Below are 15,501 nucleotides of genomic sequence, written 5' to 3'. Positions count from 1 at the left end.
GTGACCGATATTTCTCGCTGGCGTGAGGTCGCGGCGGTGCATTCCGAGGTCTTCGGTGAGATCCGGCCCGCGGCCACCATGGTCGAGGTAGCTGCGCTGATAGCGCCGGAACTGTTGGTCGAGATCGAAGCCGACGCCTACTCGGCAGCCGATTCGGCGACCGGCGCGAAGACGCCGTCCGCGTCCGGGCGGTAGGTGGTGACGTTAATCACAGCACCAACCGGCAGGGCTCCATACAAATGGGGGAACAGCATCGACTCGGGATCCGTTGGCACTCCGGGTTCCCAATGAATGGGTGCGTCCAGACGGTCGGTTTCGATATGCAGCAACACCAGGTCGTCGCGACCGCGGAACAGGCGGTTGGCCGGCAGGTGTACCTGCTGCGGCGTCGACAGATGGATGAATCCGACGCTGGCTAGCGACTCGGGCTGTAGCTCGCCCCGGGCCTTGGCAGACGACCACTCGTCGGAGGGGCACAGGTGCACCAGCACGGCCGGGCGTTGGGTCACACCGCCATCCTGCCGGAGCCCCAAAAGCTCAGGCGTGAGAAACGACACAGCGGGTAAACCCTCGGTGAAGACGGCCAAACGCGTTGACATCTGAGACAGTGTTTTAAGGCCAGAAGGAGTAGCGATGAACGCGACTTTGACCAGTCCAGAACTAACCAGGGCTGATCGGTGCGATCGGTGCGGCGCTGCCGCCCGTGTTCGTGCCACGTTGCCCTCCGGCGCAGAGCTTCTCTTCTGCCAACACCACGCCAACGAGCACGAGGCCAAGCTGATCGAGGCGTCTGCCGTGCTTGAAGCCAGCGCAGTCCCGCTGGACTCCTAAGCCACTACTCGCCACCTGCAATCCTGGCGGCAGGACTACTAGTCAGGAATCCTGAACTGGTCATGAGCGACCGAGCAGTGAAGCCTTCGCGCCACCACATCTGGCGCATCACTCGCCGGGCGCTAACGAAAAGTTGGGACGACTCGATCTTCTCGGAGTCGGCGCAGGCCGCATTCTGGTCAGCGCTGTCCCTGCCGCCGCTGTTATTGGGAATGCTGGGCAGCCTCGCCTACGTGGCGCCGCTATTCGGGCCGGACACCATGCCGGGGATCGAGCAGCGCCTGGTGTCGATGTCGGACAAGATTTTTTCGCCGAGCGTCGTCCACGGGATCATCGAACCGACGATTGCCGACATCGACCGCGGCGCCCGTGGTGAAGTGGTGTCCCTGGGCTTTGTGATCTCGCTATGGGCCGGATCGTCGGCAATCTCGGCTTTCGTCGATTCGGTCGTCGAGGCCCACGACCAGACCCCGCTGCGCCATCCCGTCCGCCAACGGCTCTTCGCGCTGCTCTTGTACGTGGTGATGCTGCTGTTCCTGATCATCACCGCCCCGCTGATGGTGCGCGGCCCGCGCAAGCTCGCCCAACTCATCCCCGACGGCCTGCAGGACGTCTTGGCCTACGGCTACTACCCGGCGTTACTCACCGGGTTGATCGTCACTGTGGTGATCCTGTACCGCGTGGCCTTACCCGAGCCGCTGCCGTCGCACCGACTGATCTTCGGTGCGGCACTGGCCAGCGTGGCCTTCGTGATCGCGACGCTGGGGCTGCGCATCTACCTCTGGTGGATCACCGGCACCGGCTACACGTACGGGGCACTGGCCACACCGATCGCATTCCTACTGTTCGCCTTCTTCGCCGGCTTCGCGATCATGCTGGGCGCAGAATTCAACGCCGCCATCCAGGAGGAGTGGCCGGCCCCCCGCACCCATGCCCACCGGCTGCGGCGGTGGGTGGTAGCACGCGCCAAGGCTGACGATACCGACGACGAGACGGACTCAGCTCCGTGCGTCGACGCCGATCAGGTCAGCCCGTCTTGAGCTTCTCGTAGATCCGCTTGCAGTCCGGGCATACCGGTGAGCCTGGCTTGGCGGCCTTCGTCACCGGAAACACCTCACCGCACAGCGCCACGACATGCGTGCCCATCACGGCGCTTTCAGCGATCTTGTTCTTCTTGACGTAGTGGAAGTACTTGGGGGTGTCGCTGTCGGTCCCGTCGTCGACGCGTTCGTCGGTATCGGTGCGCTCGATCGTCTCGGTTCGCATGGTCATATTGTGCCGCAATCGGCTTCGACGGGGTTGCCGAAGTGTGGAACAGTAGAGAAATGAAGCGCGGCACCGAGCTGGGTTTCGACGACGAGGGCCGACCGGTACTCATCACGGCCGCGGCGCCGGCATACGACGTACAGCACCGCCAGCGAGTGCGGAAATACTTGACGCTGATGAGCTTCCGGATTCCGGCGCTGATCCTGGCCGCGGTCGCATACGGCATGTGGCACAACGGTTTGATCTCACTTCTGATCATCGTCGCGTCGATCCCGCTGCCCTGGATGGCAGTACTGATCGCCAACGACCGACCGCCTCGGCACCCCGACGAACCCCGGCGCTTCGACGGTGTGACGCGGCGCACTCCGCTGTTCCCCACCGCTGAACGCCCCGCGATCGAGCAGCACACTCGCGCAGCGCCGCAACCGGAATCGCCGCGGCCAGCAGCCGACGGTTCCGAATAACCTGCCGGCGCACCGGCTTCTTAACACATTCTCAGACCGCGCGGACATCCGCGCACGTCAACGGGTGTGAGATGGCCACCCAGTGGGAACTCCACCACCAAGTTGGTCGTTGTACCTCATGACAGCACACGCCTATCAGGAGGCCCCCATGGCAAATGCCACCACAAGCCGGGTTGACGGCGATCTGGACGCTCAGAGCCCAGCCGCGGACCTGGTGCGCGTGTATCTGAACGGGATCGGTAAAACGGCGTTGCTCAATGCCGCCGATGAAGTCGAACTCGCCAAGCGCATCGAGGCCGGCCTCTACGCACAGCATCTGCTCAACACCCGCAAGCGTCTCGGCGAGAACCGCAAACGCGACTTGGCAGTGGTGGTTCGGGACGGCGAAGCAGCACGAAGCCACCTGCTGGAAGCCAACCTTCGGTTGGTCGTGTCGTTGGCGAAGCGCTACACAGGCCGCGGAATGCCACTGCTGGATCTCATCCAGGAAGGCAATCTGGGTTTGATCCGCGCGATGGAAAAGTTCGACTACACAAAGGGATTCAAGTTTTCGACCTACGCGACTTGGTGGATCCGCCAGGCGATCACCAGGGGCATGGCCGACCAGAGCCGCACCATCCGGCTGCCGGTTCACCTCGTTGAGCAGGTGAACAAGCTGGCACGGATCAAGCGTGAAATGCACCAGAACCTCGGCCGTGAAGCCACGGATGAGGAACTCGCCGCCGAGTCGGGCATTCCGGTCGAGAAGATCAACGACCTGCTTGAGCACAGCCGCGACCCGGTAAGCCTCGACATGCCGGTCGGCTCCGAGGAAGAGGCTCCGCTGGGTGATTTCATCGAGGACGCCGAAGCGATGTCCGCCGAGAACGCGGTGATCGCCGAGCTGCTGCACACCGACATCCGCACGGTGCTGGCAACGCTCGATGAGCGTGAGCATCAGGTCATCCGGTTGCGCTTCGGGCTCGACGACGGACAGCCCCGCACGCTCGACCAGATCGGCAAGCTGTTCGGCCTGTCCCGTGAGCGGGTTCGCCAAATCGAGCGCGAGGTTATGTCCAAGCTCCGCAACGGTGAGCGGGCCGACCGACTGCGGTCTTACGCCAGCTGACGACCTAGACCAACATCGAAGCGTATGCCCGCCGCGCCAGCGGCGGGCATACTGCTGTGCGGGAGTGTTAGCGGACCATTCACGCAGCTGGGCAAGTAGACTCAGCGGCAATGGAGGGTGCGGAATGAACGACCTGGTTGATACCACCGAGATGTACCTGCGGACGATTTACGACCTCGAAGAAGAGGGCGTAACGCCGCTGCGTGCCCGTATCGCTGAACGACTTGACCAGAGCGGACCCACGGTCAGCCAGACCGTGTCGCGGATGGAACGCGACGGCCTGCTTCATGTGGCCGGCGACCGCCACCTCGAACTCACCGACAAGGGCCGCTCGCTGGCCATCTCGGTGATGCGTAAACACCGGCTCGCCGAGCGGCTGCTGGTCGATGTCATCGGCTTGCCGTGGGAAGAGGTGCACGCCGAGGCTTGCCGCTGGGAGCACGTGATGAGCGAAGACGTCGAGCGCCGCCTTGTGCAAGTCCTCAACAACCCGACGACCTCGCCATTCGGCAACCCGATTCCGGGGCTGCTGGATTTGGGAGTTGGGCCGGGATTCGGCGACGAAGAGCCCAACTTGGTGCGGCTCACGGAGTTGCCGGCCGGATCGCCGGTCGCGGTCGTGGTGCGCCAGCTCACCGAACATGTGCAGGGCGACATCGACCTGATCACCCGGCTCAAGGACGCCGGCGTGGTTCCCAACGCGCGGGTGACCGTCGAGACCAACCCGACCGGCGGCGTGACGATCGTGATACCGGGCCACGAGACCGTCAGCCTGCCGCATGAGATGGCGCACGCCGTCAAGGTCGAAAAGGTCTAACCGCGCCATTTAAACGGCCAGCTACACCGCTCGTCGGCCGAACGTCCGTCGAGGCGGCAATCGCAGCCCGAGCCGCTCGGCCAGTCGGTACCCGCTGACAGCCAATTCGCGAATCTGCTCGGGTCGCAGACCCGATTGCAACGCCGTGTCGAGCATGCCCGCCATCCGGTGGTCGGCTTGGCAGCGCAGGGCGGCCTCCAGCGACACCCCGGCCAACGGGCCGTCGCCACGCGCATAGGCGCTGAACGCCACCAACACCAGCGCCTCCACCCGCCACGGCGTAGGCAGGCTGCGCGATAGCAGCGCCCACAGCGACTCGGCCTCTCCGGCGCGGCGGCCGACTGCCAGGGCATACATCGTGTCGCGGAACTCCCCGTCGTCCAGCGCGCAGGCCAGCGCGGCCAGCTCCGCGTCGGAGAGCCGGTGTCCCTCGCCGACCCGGCCGGCCGCAGCGATCGCGTCCTCGACGTCGCGGCGCACGCAGGCAGAAGGATCGGCAGCACGTGCGGCATCCCTTAACGCGGCCCGTTCGCCGATCAGCTCGGCCAGCGCAGCGGTTGACGCCCCCTCATCGACCGCGATGACCGACTGCAGGTCAGCGCGCCGGGCATAAAGCCGACGGCCGTCGAGCACCGCCGCCACCGCCACCGGCGAGGCGGACGGGTCGTCGATCACACCGCCGGCGCCGCAACCATCCACGCAGTGCCAGCGACCCCCGGCGGCGACCCGGTCCACCACATGCGCGGCCCACAGCGTGATGTCGCGCAGCGCCAGCTCGTCGGTGAGCGTCGTACAAAGGTCGCGGTACTCCTCGTTGCACGTCGGGCAGCCCGCGCCGTCGGCGTCGACAATGACCACAATGGCCGCCTCCGGGCTGGCGACCGACGCCACCTCGGCGAGCTGCCCGATCTGGCCAGCGAGCGCGTCGGAGAGGTCGACCCGCATCACCGACCCGAGCTCGTTGTCGTCGATCGATATCACCACCAGCGATTTTTCCGGCACGAAGCCCAGCACGGCCGGGAGCGCCGCGATCATCGCGGCGGGGCGATTCAGTTCGAAGTCTTCTCGCTGTTTGGTCATGCCGCCCACGCTGGCAATCGACACTGTCAGCCCGTCCGCGATACAGACGGCACCACCCGCGAGCTGTGGACAAAAGTCCAGCTGGGGATAACCGTGAACCACAAGCTGGCCGCGCTGGACGTGATGAACAAGGTGCGCGCACTCAGCCAGTTCGATGGCTAGCAGTCGTCATCGAACGCCGCGGGCGCCACGTCGCCCGGGCCGCCGGCCTCGGCGCGTGCCATGAGATCGGTGATGTGCTGCTCGAACGGTGGCGAGTAGGACAGGTTCTCCGCGCAGCCGCCGCCATGCAGACCGCCGATCACCCCGCTGACGCTCGAGCCGCTGATCCAGGGCGCGCCGCTGGTGCCGTCGGCCAGGCCCGCGCACAGCAACTCGGGGTAGCCGCCGTCGCTGATTCCCGTGCTGGCCTGACAACCGACGGGCATGCCGCCGACGCCGGCCGGGTAGGCGACCACCTTCACCCGGGTGTCTTTCGCGGGTGCCGACCCCAGTGACAGCGCCGAGCCGACCTGGGCCTCGACCGATCCGCCCTCGGGGCGGCTGACCCGGACGATCGCGTAGTCGGCGTGCGGATCTCTATTGGCGAGCCAACGGGGATCCAGGTAAACCACATCCAGCGTCCAGACATCGCCCGGCCCGGCTTGGTGGGCGAAACCGGGAACAAAGGTCTCCGGGCCGCCTGCGCCCAGGCAGTGCGCGGCGGTAAGCACCAGATTGCCTTCCGCCGAGTGCAATACCGAGCCGGTGCAGGCGTGCAGGTCGCCGCCTCCGAAGAAAATCGCGCCCACCCGCGGATCGGGATTGACCGGTGCCGCGAGAATCTGGCTCGGGGAGTCGACCACGGCTGGCTTGTGTTCGCTGATGACCGGCGCAGCAGGCGGCTGATGACCGCATGCCGCTGACGCCGCCAGGACGGCGATCGAGCCCACCGCTGGTGCCAGAATGCGCATCGTTGTCGATCATGCCCGATCGGGCGGGCGCAGGTGACGCCGAAACGGGTACCCCTGCGGAATGCGACCGTAAGCGGCAGCGTTCGGTGAACACATGGGTGTGCCAACCGGCAGCGGGTCAGGTATCCGCGGCCAGCGGATTTGAGAGACACTATCTGACACGGTTGCGGGACACCGCGCCGCGCGAGGAGGCAAGCGATGGGCGATAACCAGCCCCCCGACAGGGAGCATTACCAGCCCGAGCAGAACGGCATGTACGAGCTCGAGTTCCCGGCGCCGCAGCTGTCGGCGTCGGATGGTCGCGGCCCGGTGTTAGTGCACGCGCTGGAAGGCTTTTCCGACGCCGGTCATGCGATCCGGCTGGCCGCCGGCCACCTCAAGGACGCGCTGGACACCGAACTTGTCGCCTCGTTCGCGATCGACGAGCTGCTCGACTATCGGTCACGGCGGCCACTGATGACGTTCAAGACCGATCACTTCACCCAGTACGACGACCCAGAGCTGAGCCTGTACGCCATGCATGACAGTGTCGGGACGCCGTTTTTGCTGCTGGCCGGCATGGAGCCGGATTTGAAATGGGAACGGTTCATCACCGCGGTGCGGTTGTTGGCCGAGCGTTTGGGCGTACGGCAGACCATCGGCCTGGGAACGATACCGATGGCCGTCCCGCATACGCGGCCGGTGACGATGACGGCGCACTCCAACAACCGCGAGTTGATCACCGACTTCACGCCGTGGATCGCCGAGGTTCAGGTTCCCGGCAGCGCGTCGAACTTGTTGGAATACCGGATGGCTCAGCACGGCCACGAAGTGGTCGGCTTCACCGTGCATGTCCCGCACTACTTGGCGCAGACCGACTATCCGGCCGCCGCGCAGGCACTGCTGGAGCAAGTCGCCAAGACCGGATCGCTGCAGTTCCCGCTGAAGGCGCTGGAAGAGGCGGCGGTTGAAATTGCGGCCAAGGTCGACGAGCAGGTTGAGGCGAGCTCGGAAGTCGCTCAAGTGGTGGCTGCGCTGGAGCGACAGTACGATCACTTCATCGCCGCTCAGGAGGAACGGTCGCTGCTGGCGCGGGATGAAGATCTACCTAGCGGCGACGAACTCGGCGCGGAGTTCGAGCGATTCCTCGCCCAGCAGGCAGAGAAGAAGTTCGACGACGACGATCCGACGTGAGCGCCCGCTCCCGGGCCCGACAGCGAAGTTGGCGAGATGACTCAGCGAAAGCCCAATTTGCGCTCGGTGCGGGAGGTCACCCCAACGCTTCAGTTCCGCACGGTCCATGGGTATCGCCGTGCGTTCCGAATCGCCGGCTCGGGTCCAGTGATCCTGCTAATTCACGGAATTGGTGACAACTCCACCACCTGGGAGGCGGTTCAAGCCAAGCTCGCACAGCGGTTCACCGTGATCGCCGTCGACCTGCTGGGGCACGGACAGTCGGACAAGCCACGTGCCGACTACTCGGTCGCGGCTTACGCCAACGGTCTGCGCGACCTGCTTTCCGTCCTCGACATCGAGCGCGCCACCGTCGTCGGCCACTCGCTTGGCGGCGGGGTGGCAATGCAGTTCGCCTACCAGTTCCCGCAATTGGTGGAGCGGCTGGTCCTGGTCGGGGCCGGCGGCGTCACCAAAGACGTCAACCTGGTGTTGCGGCTGGCGTCCTTGCCGATGGGCGCCGAGGCGCTGGCGTTGCTTCGGCTGCCGTTGGTGCTGCCGACTCTGCAGATCGCCGGACGCGCGGCCGGCAGGGTGTTGGGATCAACGGCTCTTGGCCACGACCTACCGGATGTGCTGCGGGTGCTGGCCGATTTACCCGAGCCGATGGCCTCAGCGGCGTTCACCCGGACGTTGCGGGCGGTGGTCGACTGGCGCGGCCAGATGGTCACCATGCTGGATCGATGTTATTTGACTGCGTCCGTTCCAGTGCAAATCATTTGGGGCACAGACGATGTGGTAGTGCCGGTCAGCCATGCCCGGATGGCGCACGCCGCGATGCCGGGTTCCCAGTTGGAGATTTTCGAGCGCTCCGGCCATTTTCCGTTCCACGACGATCCGGACCGTTTCATCGAGGTCGTCGAGCGCTTCATCGACAATACCGAGCCCGCCGAACACGACCAGGCCGCGTTGCGCGAGCTGCTGCGTACCGGTGGCGGCGCGCAAACCGTCTCCGGACCGGTCGACACCCGCGTCGCAGTGTTGAATGCCATGGGGTCCGACGAGCGCAGCGCCACCTGATCGCGGCCCGGCGGGGCGACGTCTATGGTCGAGCTATGGGTCGCGCCGGCGACGATGCTTCAGCGGAGCGATGAGGAGGAGCGGCGCGCATGGGCTTCGACGTCACAGTGTTGCGGGTGTTCACTAACACAGCGGGGAATTTTGGCAATGCCCTGGGCGTCGTCGACGCCCGCACCGTCGAGGTCTCGTGGCACCAGCGCATCGCCACTCAATTAGGCTACAGCGAAACAGTTTTCGTCGATTTGCCGAGCGCCGGTTCCACCACCGCGCAGGCTCGCATCTACACCCCGGCCACCGAGCTGCCGTTCGCCGGACACCCGACCGTCGGAGCGTCATGGTGGTTGCGCGCCAGGGGTACGCCGATCCGCACGCTGCAGGTGCCGGCCGGCATTGTGCAAGTGAGCTACGACGACGACGTCACGACGATCAGCGCCCGCTCGGAATGGGCTCCGGAGTTCGCCATTTACGATGTCGGGTCGCTCGATGACCTGGCAGCCGCCGACCCCGCCGACTTCCCCGATGACGTCTCCCACTACCTGTGGGCATGGATCGATGAGTCCGCTGGATCGCTGCGCGCCCGCGTGTTCTGCGAGAACCTGGGGGTGCCGGAAGACGAAGCGACAGGGTCAGCTGCCGTGCGAATCACCGACTACCTCAGCCGCGACTTGACCATCACCCAGGGCAAGGGATCGGCAATCCACACCACGTGGAGCCCGGAGGGCTGGGTTCGGGTTTCCGGGCGCGTCGTCGACGACGGTGTGACGCAGTTCGTCTAGAGCGCCAGCTGTGTCACCCGGATCAGCAACTGACCCTCCAGTCCCGCGGCGCGGTGAACGCCGATCTCCGCGACTTCGGGGGAGGTCACTATCGCGGCAAATGCGGCGGCTGAAGGATATTCGACCAGTAGACACGTATCCCACAAGTCGTCGACCTCGCCGATTACCAGCGATGCGATCGCACCACCGAAAAGCACTCTCCCGCCGCCGTTTTCGATGACTTTCTTCATCGGTGCGCCGTAGAGGTCGTAGGCCTGGCGGCCGGTCAGGTCGCTGGCACGCCCGTCGGGGTAGGCGGCTGTCGTCCGGAACTTCAGCAGGTTGAGCATCACGACGGGACCGCCGGAACTGTCTGCCATCAATTCTTCCACGCGGGATTGCGTTGGGTAGACTGCATTTTCGACGTCCACGCTATGGTCTCCTCACCTTCGAGCGGGGCTTAACCGTTGCGGTGCAATACCGCGGACAGGTGGTGCTGCAGCGGTTGCCCGACCGCGCCCATCTGCAGCGAATACGACAGCTCGTCGCCGTCGAGCCGGAAGCTGCGGCCCAGGGCAGTCACCTCTTTGGCCGTTGGTGTCAGGCCGATGTTTGCGGTCGTCATGTCGAGCGCGATCGTCGTGCCGTCGGCGGTGTAAGTGCCGACCTCGATTTCGGTGATGCCGCTTGGGTGTGCGAGCACCAGTTCGACATGACCGGGTTGCGGTACTCGAAGATATCCCGTCTCGGCGTGCAGCGGCTTGCCGTCGGCAGCGGATTTGGTTTTCTGCCCGTAGATCAAAAACGGCTTGCCCACATGGGAAAACGCGACTTCCTCGAGGTAGTCGAACGGCTCGATGGTGGGATATGTGCCCGACCCGCGACCCTGCCAAGTACCGAGCAACGGAGCGAGCGCCTGCAAGTCGGGGTGCAGGTCAGGCAGCATGCCGCACAGCCTATCTGCTGGCCACTAGGCAGTGTGTGCGTCCGGCGTGCGGACATGCTCGGGGCGGAAACCCCGGCCGACAACGATCGGCGGGATGAACTGCAGCGGGCCGCGGCCGACGAACTTCGGAATACGGATCGGCGATAGGTCGCCGGTCAAATACGGTTCCACCGCCCGGTTCTGGATGAGCACTTGCCCCGCCTGGATGATCCGGGTGGGTAGCTCGCGGCGGCGCTGCACCTTGGCGAGGTCGGCATCGGTCAACCGGCCTTCGCGCAGCGGGCCGCAAAGGATGTTGGCAGCGGCCACCGCATCGGCAACAGCGAGGTTGATGCCGACCCCACCGGCCGGCGACATGGCGTGCGCGGCATCGCCGATGCAGAGCAAGCCGCGACGCCACCAAATCTTGAGCCGATCCACTCGCACATCGAGTTGGCTCGTGTCGTCCCAGGAGTGCAAATCGTCGACGTGTTCTGCCAACTTGGGCAGCGTTGAGGCCAGCCGCTTTTTGAAATCCTCCAGTGAAGCGTCCCGGGGGTTCTGGCCCTTGGGCATCAAATGCGCGACCTGCCAATAGTCACCGCGGTAGATCATGGCCATCAGCAAACCTTTGCGGAGTATCGCAAAGAGTTCTTCGGGGTCGCCCGGCCGCCACTTGAGCCGAAACCACAAGACATCCATCCGCGAGCTCGCGCTTGCGATCTCCAATCCCGCCGCGGCGCGAACCGCCGACGCGCGACCGTCGGCCCCGACCACCAGCTCGGCCCGCACCTCCAGCTCCGGTGTGCGCACCCCGACGATGCGATCACCCTCGACAACCACATCCTTGACTTCGGCGTTGCGGATCAGGGTGAATTCCGGGTAGGCACTTGCCTTTTCAGCGAGAAAGTCCAGGAAGTCCCACTGCGGCATCAATGCGATGTACGGCTGTTTGAAGCCCAGCCATTTCAGTGCGTTGAAGTTGCCGAAAGTGCGCAGTGAGCCTTCGGTGTCGAACGCGACGCGGGTGATCCTGGTGTGCGGTAGACGCAGAAACTCGTCGATGAACCCGAGCTCGTCCATGATCCGCAGAGTGGTCGGATGCACGGTGTCACCGCGGAAGTCGCGCAGGAAATCGTTGTGCTTTTCCAAGACGACGACCTGGATCCCGGCGCGGGCCAGCAGCAGCGCATGAACCAAGCCCGCGGGACCGCCACCGGCAACACAGACTTGGGTTTGCAGGACTTGAGCCACGAGCCGACCCTACCTGCGATCAACCGGGTGCCGACACCTCGCGGTGGGCGCGCAACGCCTCAATCTCGCGCTCGAAATCGTCTGCGGACGAAAAGGACCGGTACACCGAAGCGAATCGGAGATAGGCCACCTCGTCGAGATCTCGCAGCGGACCGAGGATCGCCAACCCGACTTCGTGGCTAGGGACTTCCGGTGACCCACTGGCCCGTACCGCGTCTTCGACCTGTTGCGCGAGCAGATTCAACGCGTCGTCGTCGACTTGGCGGCCTTGGCAGGCGCGACGCACACCGCTGATCACCTTCTCGCGGCTGAACGGCTCGGTGACACCGCTGCGCTTGACGACGGCGAGCACCGCCGTCTCGACTGTGGTGAATCGCCGGCCGCACTCCGGGCAGGACCGACGGCGTCGGATGGCCTGACCCTCATCGGTCTCCCGAGAGTCGACGACTCGCGAATCGGGATGGCGACAGAACGGACAGTGCATGACCGCTCCTTCGCCGCGCCGACAACGGGATGTCTGAAACCACCCCGAGCCTACCTGCGCACTCCCCCACTGACCTAGCGTCAGCGGAGGTCGCGTCGGGCGGTCGTGGCCGGCACCGTAGTAGCCGAGCAGCATTGAGGTATGCGGGTTTCGGCCATGCACGGCGGAGTCGTCAACCCACCGGCGCGATCAGCGTCTGACCGGCCGTCACCGTCGCCGAGCCGAGATCGTTGAGTTCGCGAATCCGCGCGGCGACCTGGCTGGCCGGCGCATCGGGCGCTACCCGGGCCGCCAAGTGATGCAGCGTCTCTCCTGGTTCGACTCGAACCACGGCGAGCCGGTCGGGCAGATGGCCGCCCGTCTGGTCGGAGCCGTCGTGCAGCATGCCACCGAAGTGGGCCACCAGTCCGAGCCAGACCGTGATCACCGCCGCCAGCAGGGCCAGGGCCACGGTGGTTGCCGGCGTAATCGGACGTGGGCGATGCGACGCGGTCGACATCAACACCCCCGTTCCGCGGTAACGCGGGGGCGCCGCGACCGGTCTCGACGGCTGCGGGCCTCGGGCTCCCGCCCGATCGCGGCGGCCGGCCGGACGCACCTGGACCGGCCGGCAACGGGTCGGCGTGCTCGGTGAGATCATCTCGATGGGCATCATGTGCGTTCCTCCGCTCGGCTCGTGGTCGATCACTTGTTCGAAGCGTAATCGATAATGCGTTCGATTTCCGAACATGTGATCGAACTGTTGCACATGCAGCAGACGTTAGGGCACGGCACCGACAACTTTTGCGGCCCAGCGGCGCCGACACGCCGACACGCCTCGAACACATGTTTGATATTGATGCTCAATGCGGCTACATTCGTCCATATGAGCGACAGCGATACCCAAGGCGCCGGCCCCGAGCGCAGCGCGCGACCTGCGGATTCAGTGCTCACTGAACGGCAGCGCACGATCTTGGACGTCATCCGCGCTTCGGTCAACAGTCGCGGATATCCGCCGAGCATTCGGGAAATCGGCGATGCCGTCGGCCTGACGTCGACGTCCTCGGTGGCTCACCAACTGCGCACCCTCGAGCGCAAAGGCTACCTTCGCCGCGACCCCAACCGCCCGCGCGCGGTCGATGTGCGCGGCGCCGACGACAACGTGAAACCGACAGTCCTCACCGATGTCTCGGGCTCGGACGCACTGCCGGAACCTACCTTCGTTCCCGTGTTGGGGCGCATCGCAGCTGGCGGTCCGATCCTTGCCGAGGAGGCCGTCGAGGACGTGTTTCCGCTGCCGCGGGAACTCGTCGGTGAGGGCGCGCTGTTTCTGCTCAAGGTGGTCGGGGACTCTATGGTCGACGCCGCGATCTGCGACGGTGACTGGGTCGTGGTGCGTCAACAAAACGTGGCCGACAACGGCGATATCGTCGCGGCGATGATCGACGGCGAGGCCACTGTCAAGACCTTCAAGCGCACCGGCGGTCAGGTCTGGCTGATGCCTCACAACCCGGCCTTCGACCCCATTCCGGGCAACAACGCTGCCGTGCTCGGCAAGATCGTCACGGTCATCCGCAAGATCTGACCGCGGCGGCCCCGTGGCTTATTGCGCCTTGTTGAATCCGTTCGCCTGCGCGATTTCTTCGTTGACGAACCAGATTTCGGCAAGCGTGTCCTCGTACAGTGCGCTATCGGGCATGTAGTAGAGGCCGAAGCTGGCGTTGGCTTTGACGGGGTATCCGTCGGGCACCTGGTACGGGTCCTCCAACGGTAGGTGAATCGCCAACTGGCCGGGCACAATTGGAGTAACCGCGGCGAAGTGCGTGGTGTCCTCGTCGGAGTCCGCGGCTGCATGCCGTCCGCCTCGAACTTCGGTCGGCGTTGGAATCCGCGTCGGAGCCGTGTCCACGGCGTCCGGATCTTCGTCGAAGTGCTCCTCTTCACCGGAGTGATCTTCGGCAAGGTACTCTTCGTCGAAGTGCTCGCTTACGTCTTCGTCCACGTCGGAAAACTCTGCGGGACTTTCGATTTCGTCGGACAACGGTTCGTCGACTAAATCGTCACGCTGTGGTGGCATCCAGTCGCTGACCGGTTGACTCGGCTGACTCGGCAGGCGCACGGTCCGCGGACGTAACGGCGCATTCAAGCTTGACGACGCGAGGTCGCTGTCGGCGTCCGGCGACCACTGCGAAACAGACTCGGTCACCGCGTCATCACCACCGCTGGGTTCGACGACCCCGGTGTCAGGTCGGGCGGCGCGGCGCCGGCGCCGTGTCCAGGTCACCAGCGCGGCGATCCCAATCAGCACCACCGTCGCCGCGACCGCCACCGGAACCCACCAGCGATGCCAGCTCAACGAGGAGCTTCCGCCGGCGATCGGCGCCGGACCGGCCGGCATCTTTTGGCCCGGCACCTGCAGCCCGGACAGTGCCGACGCCAAGTTCGGCGGCTGAGTGGCGAACGTGTTCTTCGCCTGATTCCACGAGATCTGACCCAGGACGAACTTCTGGGTGACCACGTCTTGGTTTGCCGTCTGCTCGCCCACCGGCGGACCAAGTTTGCCGGTTGCGGCGCCGAGTTTGTCCCACGCGGCCTTGATCGCGCCGCGGACCACAAACGCGCCGTGGTCGGGCGTCCAGAAGATCACCGGTTTGTCAGCGGCGGCGAACGCGCTCACCCGGCTGGCAGGCTTGCGACCTCCGTCGGCCTCGTTGGCGATCGGGAAACCGAGGTTGCCGCCCGGGCCGCCCAGTGACTCGTATTTCGCCAGAATGTCGCTCTCGACGGCGTTGGCGCCGGTGGCCGGGCTGAAGAAGATTTTGCCGCCGGCGAAGTTCTGGGCCAGCCCGTCGCCGCCGATTGGATATTGATCGCCTTGTTTGGCGCCCAATGGCCCGGAGGGGCCGCTTGCCGCACGCCACGCCATGTTGATGGCGGCGGTCGGATCGATGGGCACCTGCAGGTCGGCGAGCTGATTCGCCAGATTGGGCGGGACGGTGGTGAACGCCTTGGTCACCCTGTTCCAGGACACCTGGCCGCCGCTGAATGCCTGGGTTGCAAGTTCGCCGTTGTCGGTTTCGTCACCGACAGGGACGCCGAGAGGGCCACCGGAGCTGCCCAGTTTGTCCCATGCGGCGTTGATCGCCCCACGCACCACGAATGCTCCGTGCTCCGGGGTCCAGAAGATCAGCGGTTTGTCACTGGCCGAGAAGGTGCTGACCCGACTGTCCGGTCCGGACAGCCCCGGTACTTCGTTGATCGTGGGGAAACCCAGATCGCTCGCGGCCGGGCCGCCAAGAGCTTCATATTTGTCGAGGATGGCACCCGACATCGATTTCGCGCCGGTGGCTGGG

General features: G+C 65.3%; 20 protein-coding genes. 10 read left to right on the top strand and 10 right to left on the bottom strand.

Annotation, left to right across the window (positions count from 1 at the left end; all coding sequences use genetic code 11):
* The coding region (locus WBF82_RS21365) for a Rid family hydrolase (protein WP_424384926.1) at window positions 1-195 on the top strand (195 nt) is incomplete at its 5' end.
* Here the strand turns inward: WBF82_RS21365 and WBF82_RS21360 are convergent.
* Window positions 138-509 (bottom strand): DUF952 domain-containing protein, encoded by a 372-nt coding sequence (locus WBF82_RS21360; RefSeq protein WP_424384927.1) that lies wholly within the window; start codon window positions 507-509, stop codon window positions 138-140. The two genes, WBF82_RS21365 and WBF82_RS21360, sit on opposite strands and share 58 nt — an antisense overlap.
* 124 nt (window positions 510-633) lie before the next feature.
* On the opposite strand from WBF82_RS21360, the gene WBF82_RS21355 reads away from it, so the two are divergent.
* Together WBF82_RS21355 and WBF82_RS21350 are read left to right on the top strand one after the other, a co-directional pair.
* Window positions 634-831, top strand: coding sequence for a DUF7455 domain-containing protein (locus WBF82_RS21355; protein ID WP_424384925.1), 198 nt, complete (start codon window positions 634-636; stop codon window positions 829-831).
* A 62-nt stretch (window positions 832-893) separates the two neighbouring features.
* Entirely contained in the window at window positions 894-1,871 is a 978-nt protein-coding gene (locus WBF82_RS21350; RefSeq protein WP_424384924.1) for a YihY/virulence factor BrkB family protein, read from the top strand.
* Here WBF82_RS21350 and WBF82_RS21345 read toward each other — a convergent pair.
* On the bottom strand, window positions 1,858-2,097 hold the full coding sequence (locus WBF82_RS21345; RefSeq protein ID WP_424384923.1) for a DUF3039 domain-containing protein: 240 nt from the start codon (window positions 2,095-2,097) through the stop codon (window positions 1,858-1,860). The two genes, WBF82_RS21350 and WBF82_RS21345, sit on opposite strands and share 14 nt — an antisense overlap.
* A gap of 41 nt (window positions 2,098-2,138) precedes the next feature.
* On the opposite strand from WBF82_RS21345, the gene WBF82_RS21340 reads away from it, so the two are divergent.
* The 3 genes from WBF82_RS21340 to WBF82_RS21330 all read left to right on the top strand — a co-directional run bounded on the left by WBF82_RS21340 (window position 2,139) and on the right by WBF82_RS21330 (window position 4,486).
* Window positions 2,139-2,561 (top strand): DUF3099 domain-containing protein, encoded by a 423-nt coding sequence (locus WBF82_RS21340; RefSeq protein WP_424384922.1) that lies wholly within the window; start codon window positions 2,139-2,141, stop codon window positions 2,559-2,561.
* A gap of 148 nt (window positions 2,562-2,709) precedes the next feature.
* On the top strand, window positions 2,710-3,669 hold the full coding sequence (gene sigB, locus WBF82_RS21335; RefSeq protein ID WP_424384921.1) for a sigma-70 family RNA polymerase sigma factor SigB: 960 nt from the start codon (window positions 2,710-2,712) through the stop codon (window positions 3,667-3,669).
* 124 nt (window positions 3,670-3,793) lie between these two features.
* Window positions 3,794-4,486 carry a metal-dependent transcriptional regulator gene (locus WBF82_RS21330; protein ID WP_424384920.1) on the top strand — a complete coding sequence of 231 codons (693 nt, stop codon included), beginning with the start codon at window positions 3,794-3,796 and terminating at the stop codon, window positions 4,484-4,486.
* A gap of 21 nt (window positions 4,487-4,507) precedes the next feature.
* Here WBF82_RS21330 and WBF82_RS21325 read toward each other — a convergent pair whose 3' ends face one another.
* Both WBF82_RS21325 and WBF82_RS21320 read right to left on the bottom strand, forming a co-directional pair.
* On the bottom strand, window positions 4,508-5,566 hold the full coding sequence (locus tag WBF82_RS21325) for a DUF4192 domain-containing protein (protein WP_424384919.1): 1,059 nt from the start codon (window positions 5,564-5,566) through the stop codon (window positions 4,508-4,510).
* A 158-nt stretch (window positions 5,567-5,724) separates the two neighbouring features.
* Window positions 5,725-6,519: a trypsin-like serine peptidase gene (locus tag WBF82_RS21320; protein ID WP_424384918.1), complete on the bottom strand. Its 795-nt coding sequence runs from the start codon at window positions 6,517-6,519 to the stop codon at window positions 5,725-5,727.
* A gap of 198 nt (window positions 6,520-6,717) precedes the next feature.
* Here WBF82_RS21320 and WBF82_RS21315 point away from each other — a divergent pair, with 198 nt between their 5' ends.
* From WBF82_RS21315 to WBF82_RS21305, 3 genes are all read left to right on the top strand, one after another.
* Complete coding sequence (locus WBF82_RS21315; protein ID WP_424384917.1) at window positions 6,718-7,692, top strand: proteasome assembly chaperone family protein; 975 nt, start codon at window positions 6,718-6,720, stop codon at window positions 7,690-7,692.
* 36 nt (window positions 7,693-7,728) lie between these two features.
* On the top strand, window positions 7,729-8,751 hold the full coding sequence (locus WBF82_RS21310; protein WP_424384916.1) for an alpha/beta fold hydrolase: 1,023 nt from the start codon (window positions 7,729-7,731) through the stop codon (window positions 8,749-8,751).
* An 89-nt stretch (window positions 8,752-8,840) separates the two neighbouring features.
* Complete coding sequence (locus WBF82_RS21305; protein WP_424384915.1) at window positions 8,841-9,527, top strand: PhzF family phenazine biosynthesis protein; 687 nt, start codon at window positions 8,841-8,843, stop codon at window positions 9,525-9,527.
* Here the strand turns inward: WBF82_RS21305 and WBF82_RS21300 are convergent.
* The 5 genes from WBF82_RS21300 to WBF82_RS21280 all read right to left on the bottom strand — a co-directional run bounded on the left by WBF82_RS21300 (window position 9,524) and on the right by WBF82_RS21280 (window position 12,824).
* Entirely contained in the window at window positions 9,524-9,886 is a 363-nt protein-coding gene (locus WBF82_RS21300; RefSeq protein ID WP_424384914.1) for a DUF1330 domain-containing protein, read from the bottom strand. The genes WBF82_RS21305 and WBF82_RS21300 overlap by 4 nt on opposite strands.
* An 80-nt stretch (window positions 9,887-9,966) precedes the next feature.
* Window positions 9,967-10,452, bottom strand: coding sequence for a peroxynitrite isomerase (locus WBF82_RS21295; RefSeq protein ID WP_424384913.1), 486 nt, complete (start codon window positions 10,450-10,452; stop codon window positions 9,967-9,969).
* Window positions 10,453-10,476: 24 nt separating this feature from the next.
* Window positions 10,477-11,685 carry an FAD-dependent oxidoreductase gene (locus tag WBF82_RS21290; protein WP_424384912.1) on the bottom strand — a complete coding sequence of 403 codons (1,209 nt, stop codon included), beginning with the start codon at window positions 11,683-11,685 and terminating at the stop codon, window positions 10,477-10,479.
* A 19-nt stretch (window positions 11,686-11,704) separates the two neighbouring features.
* Window positions 11,705-12,169 (bottom strand): transcriptional regulator NrdR, encoded by a 465-nt coding sequence (gene nrdR / locus WBF82_RS21285; protein ID WP_424077552.1) that lies wholly within the window; start codon window positions 12,167-12,169, stop codon window positions 11,705-11,707.
* Window positions 12,170-12,341: 172 nt separating this feature from the next.
* A complete protein-coding gene (locus WBF82_RS21280) occupies window positions 12,342-12,824 on the bottom strand; it encodes a LysM peptidoglycan-binding domain-containing protein (protein WP_424384911.1) in 483 nt (160 codons plus the stop codon).
* Window positions 12,825-13,034: 210 nt separating this feature from the next.
* Here WBF82_RS21280 and lexA point away from each other — a divergent pair, with 210 nt between their 5' ends.
* Entirely contained in the window at window positions 13,035-13,733 is a 699-nt protein-coding gene (lexA, locus tag WBF82_RS21275) for a transcriptional repressor LexA (RefSeq protein WP_424384910.1), read from the top strand.
* An 18-nt stretch (window positions 13,734-13,751) separates the two neighbouring features.
* On the opposite strand, the gene WBF82_RS21270 is transcribed toward lexA, so the two are convergent.
* Window positions 13,752-15,501, bottom strand: a 1,750-nt coding sequence (locus tag WBF82_RS21270) for an LGFP repeat-containing protein (protein ID WP_424384909.1), incomplete at its 5' end; no start/stop codon positions are given.

Origin of the sequence: Mycobacterium sp., from assembly GCF_049673265.1 — a bacterium.
Taxonomy (GTDB): Bacteria; Actinomycetota; Actinomycetes; order Mycobacteriales; family Mycobacteriaceae; genus Mycobacterium.
This window is presented reverse-complemented; position numbering and strand designations above follow the sequence as displayed.

What these genes read in the sequence shown, in the direction of transcription:
- WBF82_RS21355 (WP_424384925.1), top strand. Translation starts at nt 634, where the DNA reads ATGAACGCGACTTTGACCAGTCCAGAACTAACCAGGGCTGATCGGTGC.
- WBF82_RS21350 (WP_424384924.1), top strand. Translation starts at nt 894, where the DNA reads ATGAGCGACCGAGCAGTGAAGCCTTCGCGCCACCACATCTGGCGCATC.
- WBF82_RS21345 (WP_424384923.1), bottom strand. Translation starts at nt 2,097, where the DNA reads ATGCGAACCGAGACGATCGAGCGCACCGATACCGACGAACGCGTCGAC.
- sigB (WP_424384921.1), top strand. Translation starts at nt 2,710, where the DNA reads ATGGCAAATGCCACCACAAGCCGGGTTGACGGCGATCTGGACGCTCAG.
- WBF82_RS21330 (WP_424384920.1), top strand. Translation starts at nt 3,794, where the DNA reads ATGAACGACCTGGTTGATACCACCGAGATGTACCTGCGGACGATTTAC.
- WBF82_RS21325 (WP_424384919.1), bottom strand. Translation starts at nt 5,566, where the DNA reads ATGACCAAACAGCGAGAAGACTTCGAACTGAATCGCCCCGCCGCGATG.
- WBF82_RS21320 (WP_424384918.1), bottom strand. Translation starts at nt 6,519, where the DNA reads ATGCGCATTCTGGCACCAGCGGTGGGCTCGATCGCCGTCCTGGCGGCG.
- WBF82_RS21315 (WP_424384917.1), top strand. Translation starts at nt 6,718, where the DNA reads ATGGGCGATAACCAGCCCCCCGACAGGGAGCATTACCAGCCCGAGCAG.
- WBF82_RS21310 (WP_424384916.1), top strand. Translation starts at nt 7,729, where the DNA reads ATGACTCAGCGAAAGCCCAATTTGCGCTCGGTGCGGGAGGTCACCCCA.
- WBF82_RS21305 (WP_424384915.1), top strand. Translation starts at nt 8,841, where the DNA reads ATGGGCTTCGACGTCACAGTGTTGCGGGTGTTCACTAACACAGCGGGG.
- WBF82_RS21300 (WP_424384914.1), bottom strand. Translation starts at nt 9,886, where the DNA reads ATGGCAGACAGTTCCGGCGGTCCCGTCGTGATGCTCAACCTGCTGAAG.
- WBF82_RS21295 (WP_424384913.1), bottom strand. Translation starts at nt 10,452, where the DNA reads ATGCTGCCTGACCTGCACCCCGACTTGCAGGCGCTCGCTCCGTTGCTC.
- nrdR (WP_424077552.1), bottom strand. Translation starts at nt 12,169, where the DNA reads ATGCACTGTCCGTTCTGTCGCCATCCCGATTCGCGAGTCGTCGACTCT.
- WBF82_RS21280 (WP_424384911.1), bottom strand. Translation starts at nt 12,824, where the DNA reads ATGATGCCCATCGAGATGATCTCACCGAGCACGCCGACCCGTTGCCGG.
- lexA (WP_424384910.1), top strand. Translation starts at nt 13,035, where the DNA reads ATGAGCGACAGCGATACCCAAGGCGCCGGCCCCGAGCGCAGCGCGCGA.